This window comes from Mycobacteroides franklinii (genome assembly GCF_002013895.1).
Taxonomy (GTDB): domain Bacteria; phylum Actinomycetota; class Actinomycetes; order Mycobacteriales; family Mycobacteriaceae; genus Mycobacterium; species Mycobacterium franklinii.
Genome location: NZ_MAFQ01000009.1, coordinates 258,332 through 271,559 on the forward strand (window position 1 = coordinate 258,332; position 13,228 = coordinate 271,559).

General features: G+C 65.0%; 14 protein-coding genes. 8 read left to right on the forward strand and 6 right to left on the reverse strand.

The window, feature by feature from the left end; genetic code table 11:
• The first annotated feature begins 17 nt into the window (after positions 1 to 17).
• From B4393_RS17240 to B4393_RS17255, 4 genes are read left to right on the forward strand one after another with little or no spacing between them, the layout of a single operon-like run.
• A complete protein-coding gene (locus B4393_RS17240; protein ID WP_078335086.1) occupies positions 18 to 995 on the forward strand; it encodes a quinone oxidoreductase family protein in 978 nt (325 codons plus the stop codon).
• Positions 996 to 1,053: 58 nt separating this feature from the next.
• Complete coding sequence (locus B4393_RS17245) at positions 1,054 to 3,525, forward strand: glycogen/starch/alpha-glucan phosphorylase (RefSeq protein WP_078335087.1); 2,472 nt, start codon at positions 1,054 to 1,056, stop codon at positions 3,523 to 3,525.
• Between the two features lie 46 nt (positions 3,526 to 3,571).
• A complete protein-coding gene (locus B4393_RS17250; RefSeq protein ID WP_078335088.1) occupies positions 3,572 to 4,198 on the forward strand; it encodes a TIGR03086 family metal-binding protein in 627 nt (208 codons plus the stop codon).
• Positions 4,195 to 4,851 (forward strand): cysteine hydrolase family protein, encoded by a 657-nt coding sequence (locus tag B4393_RS17255; protein WP_078335089.1) that lies wholly within the window; start codon positions 4,195 to 4,197, stop codon positions 4,849 to 4,851. The genes B4393_RS17250 and B4393_RS17255 overlap by 4 nt, the downstream gene beginning before the upstream one ends.
• Here B4393_RS17255 and B4393_RS17260 read toward each other — a convergent pair.
• The gene (locus B4393_RS17260) at positions 4,825 to 5,964 is read right to left on the reverse strand and encodes an acyl-CoA dehydrogenase family protein (RefSeq protein ID WP_070935289.1); all 1,140 of its coding nucleotides are present in this window, start codon (positions 5,962 to 5,964) and stop codon (positions 4,825 to 4,827) included. The genes B4393_RS17255 and B4393_RS17260 overlap by 27 nt on opposite strands.
• Positions 5,965 to 6,063: 99 nt before the next feature.
• On the opposite strand from B4393_RS17260, the gene B4393_RS17265 reads away from it, so the two are divergent.
• Positions 6,064 to 6,381, forward strand: coding sequence for a hypothetical protein (locus tag B4393_RS17265; protein WP_078335090.1), 318 nt, complete (start codon positions 6,064 to 6,066; stop codon positions 6,379 to 6,381).
• On the opposite strand, the gene B4393_RS17270 is transcribed toward B4393_RS17265, so the two are convergent.
• Together B4393_RS17270 and B4393_RS17275 are read right to left on the reverse strand one after the other, a co-directional pair.
• The gene (locus B4393_RS17270; RefSeq protein ID WP_078335147.1) at positions 6,378 to 7,964 is read right to left on the reverse strand and encodes an ABC-F family ATP-binding cassette domain-containing protein; all 1,587 of its coding nucleotides are present in this window, start codon (positions 7,962 to 7,964) and stop codon (positions 6,378 to 6,380) included. The genes B4393_RS17265 and B4393_RS17270 overlap by 4 nt on opposite strands.
• 155 nt (positions 7,965 to 8,119) lie before the next feature.
• The gene (locus B4393_RS17275) at positions 8,120 to 8,776 is read right to left on the reverse strand and encodes a M15 family metallopeptidase (protein WP_078335148.1); all 657 of its coding nucleotides are present in this window, start codon (positions 8,774 to 8,776) and stop codon (positions 8,120 to 8,122) included.
• A gap of 50 nt (positions 8,777 to 8,826) precedes the next feature.
• Here B4393_RS17275 and B4393_RS17280 point away from each other — a divergent pair, with 50 nt between their 5' ends.
• The 3 genes from B4393_RS17280 (at position 8,827) to B4393_RS17290 (ending at position 11,288) form a co-directional block, all read left to right on the forward strand.
• A complete protein-coding gene (locus B4393_RS17280; protein ID WP_078335091.1) occupies positions 8,827 to 9,858 on the forward strand; it encodes a catalase family peroxidase in 1,032 nt (343 codons plus the stop codon).
• Positions 9,858 to 10,397, forward strand: a complete 540-nt coding sequence (locus B4393_RS17285) for a cytochrome b (RefSeq protein ID WP_070935295.1) — start codon at positions 9,858 to 9,860, stop codon at positions 10,395 to 10,397. Before B4393_RS17280 ends, B4393_RS17285 begins: the two co-directional genes overlap by 1 nt.
• 66 nt (positions 10,398 to 10,463) lie before the next feature.
• Positions 10,464 to 11,288 (forward strand): glycoside hydrolase family 16 protein, encoded by an 825-nt coding sequence (locus tag B4393_RS17290; protein ID WP_078335092.1) that lies wholly within the window; start codon positions 10,464 to 10,466, stop codon positions 11,286 to 11,288.
• Positions 11,289 to 11,309: 21 nt separating this feature from the next.
• On the opposite strand, the gene B4393_RS17295 is transcribed toward B4393_RS17290, so the two are convergent.
• The 3 genes from B4393_RS17295 to B4393_RS17300 form a co-directional block, all read right to left on the reverse strand.
• Positions 11,310 to 11,783, reverse strand: a complete 474-nt coding sequence (locus B4393_RS17295) for a hypothetical protein (protein ID WP_078335093.1) — start codon at positions 11,781 to 11,783, stop codon at positions 11,310 to 11,312.
• A 49-nt stretch (positions 11,784 to 11,832) separates the two neighbouring features.
• Positions 11,833 to 11,988 carry a hypothetical protein gene (locus tag B4393_RS27530; protein WP_157901285.1) on the reverse strand — a complete coding sequence of 52 codons (156 nt, stop codon included), beginning with the start codon at positions 11,986 to 11,988 and terminating at the stop codon, positions 11,833 to 11,835.
• A 102-nt stretch (positions 11,989 to 12,090) separates the two neighbouring features.
• On the reverse strand, positions 12,091 to 13,197 hold the full coding sequence (locus B4393_RS17300) for a GGDEF domain-containing protein (protein WP_078335094.1): 1,107 nt from the start codon (positions 13,195 to 13,197) through the stop codon (positions 12,091 to 12,093).
• Positions 13,198 to 13,228 lie beyond the last annotated feature (31 nt).

Genomic DNA, 13,228 nt, shown 5'->3' on the forward strand with positions numbered 1-13,228 from the left:
ACTTTGAGGAGTACGCTATGAAGGCAGCAGTCGTGCACGAATGGGGGCAGCAGCCCGCCTACACCGACTTCCCAGACCCGCAGCCCACCGACGGCACCGAGGTCGCCACCGTCGAGGCATCGGCCCTGACCAACCTGACCCGGGCCGTCATCTCCGGAAAGCACTACAGCAGCAAGGAGATCGGCCTGCCCGCGATCGCCGGAGTCGACGGCGTGGCCCGGCTCGCCAACGGCAAGCGCGTGTACTCCGGGTCACTCGCACCGTACGGGATGATGGCCGAACGCACCGTCGTGTACCCGGCCGGCGCCGTCGAGGTGCCCGAGCACGTCGATTCGGTGACCGCCGCCGCGATACCCAATCCGGGGATATCGGCGTGGCTGGCCCTCTCCCATGGCGCTGCGGTGCAGCCCGGCCAGCACGTGCTGGTGCTCGGAGCCACCGGTGTCACCGGGTCACTCGCCGTCCAGCTGGCGAAATCGGTGTTCGGCGCCGGACAGGTGACGGTCGCGGGCCGCAATGCCGAGCGGCTGGACTGGCTGCGCACGGTGGGCGCCGATGACGTCATCACCCTGGGCAACGATGACCTCACCGAGGCCATCACGGCGCGGCACGCGGCGCGACCCTTCGACGCGGTGCTGGACTACCTGTGGGGCTCCCCCGCCGAGCAGACTCTCAAGGCGCTGGCCGCCAGCCACCCGTCGGCACACTTCCACGCCACCCGGTTTGTGCAGATCGGCGCGATGACCGGGGAGACCGTCAGTGTCGATGCCTCCACCTTGCGCAGCACCGGTATCACCCTGGCCGGTGTCGGGATCGGCAGCGTGCCGCCGCAGGCCCTGTTGCAGGCTCGTACCGAGGCCCTGCCGAAGCTGTTCGCCATGGTCGACAGCGGAGAGCTGCAGCTCCAGACGTTGGCGCGGCCGCTGGCTGATATCGAAGCCGTATGGGCGGCAAAGGAGCCGTCCGGGGTGCGGGTGGTGGTCACTCCCCAGTAACCTGCCGGTCGCCTGTTTCCGGTTTTCCCGTGCGCCATTCGATGGCACGGTGTTACCCATGAACTCTGGTCTTCGCGAGCACTCCCGCACCGGTTTGAATGCCGACACTCTGCAGCGAGCCATCATCGACCACCTGCGGTACTCGATCGGGCGTCCGGCAAGCGTGCTGACCCCCGCCCACTACTACCGCGCATTGGCCCTGGCGACCCGAGATCGCATGCAGCAGCGCTGGATCGCCAGCATGCAGACCTACCTGGATCTGAGCCGCAAGGTGGCGGTGTACCTGTCGGCCGAGTTCCTGATGGGGCCACAGCTGGGCAACAACCTGTTGAACCTGCAGATCGAGCAGCAGGCGCGTGATGCCCTGTCGGCGCTGGGCCAGGACCTCGACGAGGTGCTCGCGTGCGAGGAAGAGCCGGGTCTGGGCAACGGCGGACTGGGTCGCCTGGCCGCGTGCTACATGGACTCGCTGGCCACACTGGATCGTCCCGCTATCGGCTACGGCATCCGCTACGAGTACGGGATCTTCGATCAAGAGATCCGCGACGGGTGGCAGGTCGAGACGACCGACAACTGGCTGGACAACGGAAACCCTTGGGAAATAGCGAAACCTGACCTCAACTTCATCGTCGGGTGGGGCGGTCACACCGAGCAGTACCTGGATGAGCACGGAAACTTCCGGGCGCGCTGGGTCCCGCGGCGCTTCCTCAAGGGCATCCCCTACGACACCCCGATCCAGGGCTACGGCGTGAACACCTGCAACACGCTGACCCTGTGGAGCGCGCGTGCCGTGCAGTCCTTCGAACTGGACGCCTTCAACGCCGGCGATTACTACAAGGCCGTCGAGGACGAGGTGTCCTCCGAAACCGTCACCAAGGTGCTCTACCCCAATGACGAGCCCGAGGCCGGTAAGCGGCTGCGGTTGCTGCAGCAGCACTTCTTCGTCTCCTGCTCACTGCAGCGGGTGCTGCACATCCTTGAAGACGTCGCCGAGCGGCCGGTCAACGAGCTCGCCGAACAGTTTTCCTTGCAGCTCAACGACACTCACCCATCCATCGGTGTCGCCGAGCTGATGCGGCTGCTGATCGACGAGCGCGCGCTGGGCTGGGATGAGGCCTGGGAGATCACCGTGGCCGCCTTCGGCTACACCAACCACACCCTGCTGCCCGAGGCGCTGGAGACCTGGCCGCTGGGACTGTTCGCCGAGTCACTGCCCCGGCACCTGGAGATCATCTACGAGATCAACCGGCGCTTCCTCGACGAGGTCCGGTCGCGCTTCCCCGGCGATGAAGCCCGGGTACGGCGCATGTCACTCATCGGTGAGGACGGCGGCAAGAGTGTGCGGATGGCGCACCTGGCCACCGTCGGCAGCCACGCCATCAACGGTGTGGCCGCGCTGCATTCGGAGCTGCTCAAGGAGAGCGTGCTCAAGGACTTCTTCGAGCTGTGGCCGGAACGGTTCAGCAACAAGACCAACGGTGTCACTCCGCGCCGCTTCCTGGCACTGGCCAACCCGGGGCTGCGCGAGCTGCTCGACGACGCCATCGGCGAGGGCTGGATCACGGACCTGAACCGGCTACGCGAGCTGGAGCCATTCGCCGAGGACTCGTCGTTCCGGATGCAGTGGCGAGAGGTCAAGCGCCTCAACAAGGCCCGGCTCGCCGAGTATGTGCTGGCGACCACCGGCGTGGACCTGGACCCCAACTGGATGTTCGACATCCAGGTCAAGCGGATCCACGAGTACAAGCGCCAGCACCTCAACGTGCTGCACATCGTGACGCTGTACAACCGGCTCAAGCAGAATCCGGATCTGCGGATCGCGCCGCGCGCCTTCATCTTCGGCGGTAAGGCCGCGCCCGGATACTTCATGGCCAAGCGAATCATCAAGCTCATCAACGCAGTGGGCGAGGCCGTCAACAACGACCCGCACGTCAGCCAGTTCATCAAGGTGGCGTTCCTGCCGAATTTCAACGTCAAGAGCGCGCACCTGATCTACCCGGCGGCCGACCTGTCGGAGCAGATTTCCACTGCGGGCAAGGAAGCCTCGGGCACCGGGAACATGAAGTTCATGCTCAACGGGGCGCTCACCATCGGCACGCTCGACGGCGCCAATGTCGAGATGCGCGAGGAGGCCGGGGCCGAGAACTTCTTCCTGTTCGGGCTGACCGTCGACGAGGTGCAGCGCCTGGTGCACGAGGGATACCGGCCCGAAGACTTCGTCGAACTGAACGACGAGTTGCGTTCGGTGTTGGATCTGATTGCCAGCGGCCACTTCTCGGACGGGGATCCGTCGGTGTTCGCCCCGATTGTGGACTCCTTGCGCAGCCACGACCCGTTCCTGGTGCTGGCCGACTACTCCTCGTACATCGAATGTCAGCAGCGCGTGTCCGAGGCCTGGCACGACGCGACGGCGTGGACGCGGATGTCGATCCTCAACACGGCCCGCAGCGGCAAGTTCTCCTCGGACCGTGCCATCGCCGAGTACTGCGACGAGATCTGGGGTGTGCAGCCGGTAACCGTCCAGGTGTAGATAAATACGCCTTGGCACATCATATGCGTGAACATATGATGTGTGCATGAACACGCCTATTGATCTTCGAGATGTGCACAGAACCGCCGTCCTGGCGTCCGCCGATATCGTCGCGGCAGTCACCCGGGACGACTTGCAGCGCCCGACCCCGTGCGCGGGGTGGACGCTGTCCGACCTGCTGATACACATGACCGTCCAGCATCACGGTTTCGCGGCCGCCGCCCGTGGAGCCGGCGCCGATCCAGCAGTCTGGAACCCCGACACCGTCGCCGATGCGGTGATCGCCGATCCCGCGGGCGCCTATCGCCGTGCGGTCGAGGACGTGCTCGAGGCGTTCGGCGCCGACGGGGTGCTGGAGGCGACGTTCACGCTGGGTGAGCTGGGTCCGGAGGCCTCCTTTCCCGGTGCCACGGCCATCGGCTTTCACTTCATCGACTACGTGGTGCACGGATGGGATGCGGCGCGCAGCATCGGTGCGCCGTTCGAGCTTTCCGACGACGTGATTGCCGCGGCCGTCCCGATCGCATTGGCCGTGCCCGACGGCGACTTTCGTACCGCCCAGGGGTCGGTATTCGCACGCGCGCTGAGCGGAACCGATGGCCAGGGCGATGTCGATCTCATCCTCCGCCATCTGGGCCGCTCACCGGATTGGGCACCTACTGTGGTGGGGTGACTAGCTTCGTCGCTCCCGAGTGGGACAGCTCAGCCCTGGTAGTCATCGATGTGCAGACCGAGTTTGTCTCCGGCGCCATGACGGTGCCGGGGACCGCGGACCGGATTCCGGCGCTCAGTCGTCTGGTCTCGGCATTCCGTAAGGCCGGGCGCCCGATCGTGCATGTGGTGCGGCTCTACGTTCCGGGCGGCACCGATACCGATTTACCCCGTCGCGCAGAGATTCTCGCCGGACGCGAGGTCGCCGCGCCGGGCAGTGATGGTTCACAGATTCCCGCCGAGCTCCTACCCGCCGGCGCGCAGCTGGATCCAGAGCTGCTGTTGGCGGGCGGATTCCAGGAAGTCGGTCCCGCCGAGCACATTGCGTTCAAGCCGCGCTGGAGCGCGTTCTACCGCACCGAGCTGGAGCGGCATCTGCGCGAACGGGGCATCTCGACCGTGGTGGTGGCGGGCTGCAATCTGCCGAATTGCCCGCGCGCCACACTGTTCGACGCCTCTGAGCGGGACTACCGCGCGGTGATCGTCGAGGACGCGACCTCGCAGGTCACGCCGGAACGGCTGCACGACCTGACGCTTATCGGGGTGACCGTGACCGACGTCGCGTCGGTGGAGAAAGAGCTGTTGGGCTCAGGAGAATCCGTCGATCTGGGATAGCACCCGCATCATCACCTCGTCGGCGCCGCCGCCGATGCTGAGCAGGCGCTGATCCCGGAAGAATCGCGAGGTCCACGTCTCGGTCATGTATCCCATGCCGCCATGGACCTGCAGGCACCAGTCGGCGACCTCGCGGACCAGCGGCCCGGCCGAAAGCTTGGCGATGGTGACCTTGCGGGTCACGTCCTCCCCCGCCATGTACCGGCCGGCGATGTCGCGGTTGTAGGTCTCCAGCATGTCGGCCCGCGCCGCCAATCCGGCGTATTGGTAGGCCAGATGCTGATTCTTGGTGAGCGGCTTGCCAAACACCTGGCGCGCCAACGCGTATTCCTTGGTGCGCTGCAACGCCCGGTTCACACCGGCGGGAATGCCGTAGGCGCCGAACATGCGCTCCATGACGAACTGCGACATCTGCTGCTGGAACCCTCGGCCGATCTCGCCGATGGTGTTGGCCACCGGCACCCGCACATCGTCGAACGTGATCAGCCCGGTATCGGAAGCGTGCATGCCCAGTTTGTCGAGCTTGCGAACCTCATATCCGGGTGTCTTGGTCGGCACGATGATCTGGCTCATCCCGGCATAACCGCCCTCGCCGGACGTTCGGGTCAGCACACACAGCCAGTCGGCCTGAACGGAGTTGGTGATGAACATCTTCGAGCCGTTGATCACCCAGTCGTCACCGTCGCGCCGGGCATGGGTCTTGATACCGGCCACATCGGAGCCGGCATCGGGCTCGGTCACCGCGATCGCCGCGATCTGCTCGCCGGTGAGCGCCGGGGCCAGGAACTCGCGCTTGAGCTCATCGCTGCCGTGTTTGTGCAGCGACGGGGTCGCCATCGCCACATGAACCCCGAACGCCATCGGGAACGAACCGTGGTCCACCCGGCCCAGTTCTTCGGCAAGCACCAGCGTGAAGAGATGATCGGCCCCCTGGCCGCCGTACTCGGGGTCATATTCCAGCCCGACGAATCCGAGCTTGGCCATGTCGGCGACCACGTCGTGCAGCGGCATCATCTGCTCGCGTTCCCACTCGTCGACGCGGGGGTTGATCTTTTCCTCGATGTACCTGCGGATGGTGCTGCGGAAATCGTCGTGTTCGGACGAGAACGTCATCGGTCTCTCCTTGTGTCGGTGTTCCAAGCCATCTTGCCTCAGCCGAGCGAGCTAACATGATGGAGGACGGCCGTCGTCGCCGTCCGTTGGAGGTCTGCCATGGTGTCGCCAGTGGTCCGTATCGCACTAATGCCGCTGTGGCTGGCCGCTATTGCGGCGTCCCTTTCCCTCCCGGTGGTGGCCCAGGCCGCACCGATGCTGCCGGTCGGCGGCGAGTCACCGTCGCAAACCATTTCTGATCTGGAGGACGAAGGGTACGACGTCCAAATCAACTACGTGATGGGCAACAGCAATACCCCGCTGGATATGTGCAGGGTGCTTGCCGTCCACAACCCGAACCGTTCGGGCAAGCCGGTGGACACCTTCACCACCGTTTATGTCGATATCTCCTGCCCCGACTTCTGGCAGGACGACTAGCCGTTCCCGGACGTCGCCCGCCAGTTGACCGGCGCGGCGTCGATGTCCTCGAGGAATGTCGCGTCGTGACTGGCCACGATCAGCGCGCCCCGGTAGTCGGCGAGCGCCGAGACCAGTGCGTCGTAGGACGCGAAGTCCAGGTTGTTGGTCGGTTCGTCGAGCAGTAGCAGCTGTGGCGCCGGGTCGCTCAGCAGCACCGCCGCCAGTGTCGCGCGGAACCGCTCCCCACCGGACAGCGCGCCCACCAGACGATCGGCCGCGTTGCCACGGAACAGGAAGCGCGCCAGCCGTGCCCGGATGGTGTTGATATCGGCGTGCGGTGCCCGGCGCACGACATTGTCGGCGACGCTGAGATCATCAGCCAGCACGTCGAGCCGCTGCGGCAGTAGCCCCATCGGAACATGCACGGTCACAACGCCTTCGACGGGGGCGATGCGCCCGGCGATCGTATGCAGCAGCGTGGTCTTACCCGAGCCGTTGCGGCCGGTGAGCCCCACCCGCTGCGGGCCATGCAGCTCCAGTTGTGCGGCCGCACCGTGACGTAGCACCAGGTTCTCGGTGGTCAGCACGACGCGACCGGTGTGTACCTCGGTGTCGGGCAGGTCGATGCGGATGGTGCGATCAACGCGCAGCCTGGATTGCGCCTCGTTGGCGTGTTCGCGGGCCATGTCCAGCCTGTCGGTCTGGGTTTGTTTGAGCGCGGCCGCCGACTCCTGCGCGGCCCGTTTGCGCAGGCCCATCACGATCTTGGGTTCGCGCTTGTTGGCCTGCATCTTGGCGCCGTAACGCTTGCGCTGGGCGATCACCCGCTCGGCCTCCGCCAGGTCGCGCCGCTCACGGCGCACCTCAGCCTTGGCCGTCGAAATAGCCTGTGCGACAGCCTCCTGCTCGACGGCCACTTGTTCGGCGTAGGCACTGTAGCCGCCGCCGTACCAGGCGACGGAACCATCGCGCAGATCGCCGATGCGCTCGACGCGCTCCAGGAGCTCCCGGTCGTGGCTGACGACCAGCAGGGTGCGCGGCCAGGTCTCGACGAGCTCGTAGAGATGCGCACGGGATTCGCCGTCCAGATTGTTGGTGGGCTCGTCGAGTAACAGGATGTCGGGGCGGCGCAGCAGCAGCCGGGCAAGGCCCAGCCGAATGACCTCGCCGCCGGAGAGTTCACCAAGAGTGCGCTCCAGCACGGCCTTTGGCAGCCCGAGACGTTCCAACTCGGCGGTCACCCGCTCTGCCAGGTCCCAATCGTCACCAATGGTGTCGAAGTGTTGCTGGTCGGTGGACCCGTTCTCGATAGCCTCGATGGCCATCAGCACCGGTGTGAGCCCGAGCAGGTCGGGCACCGTCTCATCGGCACGGATGGTGAGATCCTGTGGCAGATAACCGATCTGACCGGAGGCATGGACTGTCCCCGACGTCGGGGACAGCTCCCCCGCGATGAGCCGCAGCAGGGTGGACTTGCCCGAGCCGTTGACTCCGACCAAGCCGGAGCGCCCGGATGGCACCAGCATGTCGAGCCCATCAAGGGCGACGGCACCGTCGGGGTGGATGTAGGTGAGTGCGCCGCAGGAGATGACAGCAGACATGGAAGAGCCTTCCTGTGAGGTGGGGTCGCCGAAATCGCGCGATGGCGCGCCGGCGGATTGCCAGACCTCACAGATCCATGTCGTACCTTTCGTCGGGGACGAGGACGCCAGCCACACTACGTACGGCCAACCATGCGCCGCAACGGGTTTTCGGTCTAGTTGACCGGAACCTGCAGAATCGGCCGGTCCACCCCGGCGCCGGGGCCGTCGAAGTGCCACCACTCGCCGTTGTACACCTGCAGTCCACCGGCCTGCATGGCGCTACGCAGCCGCGCACGGTTGGCTTGCTGTTCGGGGCTCACCCCGTCGGTGGCGTACGCCAGAGAGCGCGGCGTGAAGTCGTCGAATCCGGTGCCCATGTCGACCAGACCGCGCGCATCGGCCAGGGTCACGTCCACCGAACGCCCGGCCTCGTGGCTGCGGGCGTACTGGCCGGGCTTGGCGACCCAGTTGGGGTTGGGAACCACCTGGAACATGCGGACCTGCACGTCATGCGGGCGGTAGCAGTCCCAGAAGACCAGCCGCTCGCCGTTGGCACGAAGCGTGTCGGCGGCGGTCTTGAGCCCGGGCGCCATCGACTCGTGCACCAGGCACCGGGCGTCGGCCGGATACAGCTGCACGCCGGTGAAGTTGTTGGTGGTGGCGTAGCGCAGGTCGATGATCGCATCGGGTACCACGGTGCGCACGTCGAGCAGTCCGGCGGCGCGGGCGGCCTCACTCACGGGCGGGACACCGGGGTCGGCACTGGCGGGCGCGACCTGGCTGAGAGCACACCCAATACCGAGGGCAACAAGAAGAAGACGCTTCATCATCTCTTCATTGTCTTCATTCAACCTTCAGAATCCGGTATTACGCTCAATTCGTGGTCGCACAGAAGCTGGATCGCCGCATGTTTGTGGGTCTGGTCGCTGCCGGAGCCGTCACTGTGACGGGGCTGGGTGGTTTCTTGGCTTTGGAGGGCCGGGTCGGCTCCCGGTTGACCGGACGCTCGTTCATCGACCTTTTCGAGTCGACGGGCGGCAAGTTCGTCGGGTATCGCCGCAATCACGCCAAAGCCCTTGCCGTTTCTGGGCGTTTCGAGAGTAACGGCACGGGCGCGCAGGTGTCGTCGGCGTCGGTTTTCGCCAAGGGCGTATATCCCGTCGTCGGACGGTTCTCGGTGGGCGGTCAAAACCCGCATCAGCCCGATACCGGTTCCGGGCAGGCCCTGGCCCTTGAGTTTTCGCTTCCCGGCGGGCAGCAGTGGCGCACGGCGATGGCGGCGGCCCCGGTGTTCATGGCCCCGACACCGGAGATGTTCTTCGGGCTGCTCTCGGCGCGAAGTTCAGGCAAGGACGCTACGGCGGCGTTTTTGCGGGATAACCCGCCGGCTGCCGCCGCGCAGAAGCTGATCGAGGTCGCGCCCAAGGCGTCGTCGTTCGCGGAGGCGAGTTATTCCAGCCTCAACGCCTTCATCTTCGTCTCGAAAGACGGTGCGCGGACTCCGGTGCGGTGGCGCGTGGTTCCCGACGGGGACGTGGCGGGGGCCCCGGCGAAAAACGGCCCCAATTGGATGTTCGAGGCGTTGGCCCAGCGGGTACGTCGCGGCGAGCTGCGGTACCGGCTGTTGCTGCAGCTCGGCGTTCCCGGACAGGATCCGACGAACGATCCCACGCTGCCGTGGCCGTCGGACCGCATGCAGATCGATGCCGGCACACTGGTACTCGGGCATGCGATACCGCAAGAGCAGGAACACATCCGGGATACCAACTTCGATCCGACAGTGCTGCCCAAGGGAATTGAGTTATCCGATGATCCGATTCTGGCGGCGCGGGCGCCGATCTACGCGGAGTCGTTCCGGCGTCGGGCGCGGGAGACGCCCGCACCGGTGGAACAGTTCGGACAGGACATCTGATGACTGAGACCACCGTGTCCACTGTTGACGAACGTTTCGGGTTGGCGGCGCAGCTGCTGCATTGGCTGATGGCGGTCGCGATCATCTCGATGTTGGTGCTGGGGGCGCTGCTGGTCGGGTCGCTCGGCGACTATCCGATGGTGCTGGCCTGGCATAAGGCCATCGGCGTGCTGGTGCTGGTGTTGGCGCTGCTGCGCATCGGGAACCGTATTTGGCACAAACCCCCATCGCTGTCTTTGGCGGGGCCGGAGCGGTTTATCGCGGCCGGGTCCGAGCTCGCGATGTACACGCTTTTCCTGGCGCAACCGGTGATCGGGTGGGCGCTGGTGTCGGCCTCGGGGGTGCCGGTGGAGATCGCCGGACTGCGTCTGCCGTCGATCGCCCCCACCAGCGTCGAGTGGTACGGCTTACTGCGGGAGGCACACGCGTGGGTGGCGTATGCGTTGCTCGCCTGCATAGTTGCCCATGTCAGCGCCGTGCTGTTTCACACCATCGGGTTGCGGGACAAACTGCTCGCCAGGATGCTGCCGCGCCACTAGCAGCCAATATGGCCGGGGCTGCGCCCGTGCGCCAGGAACAACCATTATCGTTTCGGGGTGCCTCAAATGGATCGCCGCAAATTGATACTGACCATGGGCTTCGGCATGGCCGCAGCTGCCTTGCCTCTCCCCACGGCTCAGGCCGATCGGGTGCATCCGCCGGCGGCACCGCCCGACGCCCAGTCCACTGGTTTTATCTTCCGCGACGAGTTCGACGGCCCCGCCGGCTCGGCCCCCGACGGCTCCAAGTGGGTGGCCGCGAAATTCCGCGAGAAGATCAAGAATCCGGTGTTCTGGGACCGCCCCGAGAACATGGGCGAGTACCGCGACAGCCGCACCAACATCTTCCTCGACGGAAACTCGAACCTGGTGATCCGTGCGACCAAGGAAGGCAACAAGTACTTCAGCGGCAAGCTGCACGGCACCTTCCGCGGCGGCATCGGCCACACCTTCGAGGCACGCATCAAGTTCAACTGCTTGACCGACGGCTGCTGGCCGGCGTGGTGGCTGCTGAACGACAACCCCGAGCGTGGCGGCGAAGTCGACTTGGCGGAGTGGTACGGCAACCGCGACTGGCCGTCGGGCACTACGGTGCACGCGCGGCTGGACGGCACCTCCTTCGAGACGCTGCCGATGCCGATCGACAGCAACTGGCACACCTGGCGCTGCACCTGGACCGACGCCGGGCTGTACTTCTGGATGGACTACCACGACGGCATGGAGCCGTACCTGACGGTCGACGCGAATTCCCTTGATGACTGGCCGTTTAACGATCCGGGCTACACGCTGCAGCCGATGCTGAACCTGGCGGTGTCAGGCTCGGGTGGCGGCGACCCGGCGGGTGGCTCGTACCCGGCGGAGATGCTCGTCGACTACGTGCGCGTCTGGTAATCAGGCGCGCACGAGCGCAATTCAGAGCCTGCTCGAGAGTTCGAGGCCTACCGCCGCTGACAGCAGGACGATTGCCAGCACCTGAAGCGCCAGGCCGCATACGACGAGATTCGCCTTGATGCCGTTGCTTTCACGCAACGAGCCGATCGAGATGACTTGCCAATGCACCCAATTGCGGGCGGCATCGTCTGCCGTTCGGGACCAGTTGCTGTTGTTCTCAAGGCTTTTCAGCGTCTCGCGGTCCATGACCGTGTAGCCGAATCCATATGTCTGCACAAAGATCACGCAGGTGGCCGAGGCAATGAACGCCAATAGCGCACCGAGCAGGATGATGAAGGAACAGTGGTCCCGGAAGACGTATTCCTTCCCCATCACCAGCACCGTCACACCCGTCACCAGGGTCAACAAGGAGACGCTTGATGTCACCAGGATCGCGCCCCTGGCTTCGAGCGTCTTCTTTCGATCGAACTCGGTGGCCAACAGGCTGGCCACCATCAACTGATAAACCTTGCCCGCGGGTGAGACGAATTCGGAGTCTGCGGTACTAGAACTGCTGGGTGTCTCTGCTGCCATCGGCTTGGCCGAATTTCTGCTTCTCGCTAGTGCCCCACGGCTCCCACGTGTCGTCTGACGCCGGCCTGCGCGGCGAGGAGGCGGGAGGTTTATCGGGCACTTCGTTGCTGCTCGGAATCTCGGTCATGAGACCGCGCCCTTCATGTGAATCGAATGCCAAGCAGAGGTGCCCTGGCGTGGACCAATCCTCCCACCGCCAGAGACAAGCGCGAGCCTGAATGACCAACTTTTAGCGAGGTGGGCACTGCTCGATCCCGGTGTCCTTTTTCGCGTGATACATCGCGCCGTCGGCCTCCACCAGCAGGTACGGGACCACGGAGGCCAGCGAATGCGTCACCGTGCGGTCCGATTCCGGCAGTACGGTGCTGGCCACCCCGACGCTGGCGGTGACGGGTAACGGTTCTTCTCCGCCCAGTGCCTCGCTCACCGCGGTCCGATAGTCGATATCGCGCGGCGAATCGGTGAGCGCCACGATGCCGAATTCGTCGCCACCGAGCCGGGCCAACAACGCATCCGGCCCGGCCACCGCGCGGAGGCGGTCCGCGGCCCGCTGCAGCACCTCATCGCCCACGTGGTGGCCGAAGGTGTCGTTGACCGATTTGAACGAATTGAGGTCGACGACCGCGACAACCACCTGCATGCCGGGCACGCCAACCCTGGCCGCATAAGCCTCTTGTAGGCCTCGCCTGTTCAGCAGGCCCGTCAGATCATCGTGACGGGACAGATGGTCTCTGCCGACGGCGTGTTCGGTGAACTGCGCCTTGCCGAGGTAGATGAGCCACCCGGCAATCACATTGGCCAGCAGCATGGTGAATACCACCGAGGTCAGCACCGTGGCACTTACATCGTGGCGAACGACGGCTCCGCTCACCGCCAGTACGGTCCCGAGTGTGGTCACCAGCGTTTGCACCACGACCGCCACCCGACCGTGCAGCACCGACACATAGGTGTTGGCAGCTAATAACCAGGCCAGCTTCACAAAGGCGGCACCGGAGGTCGTCACCACGCAAATGCCAACAAGAATGGCGATATCGCAATACGCGACGTATGCGATTGACTCGGCGTAGCTAACCTGTTTTTTCAGGGAATAGCGGATTCCCCATCCAAATGCCGGAAGGGCAATGCAGATACACAGCGCAGGAATGATCGACAATCCCTCCGATGCCATAAGAATGGCCGAAGCGCCAATGGTACTGATCACGATGGCCGTGACCAGCGAGACCGGACGATGCAGCCGAACCTGTTCCAGGAGTTCGTTGTTGGCCTGATAGATGCGCCTACCCCGGCCGCACTGTTCCCCGTCCGCGTCAGCCCGACCCGGATATGTGGTATTCACTTATCGCCCTTACCAAAGCAACTATCGACAC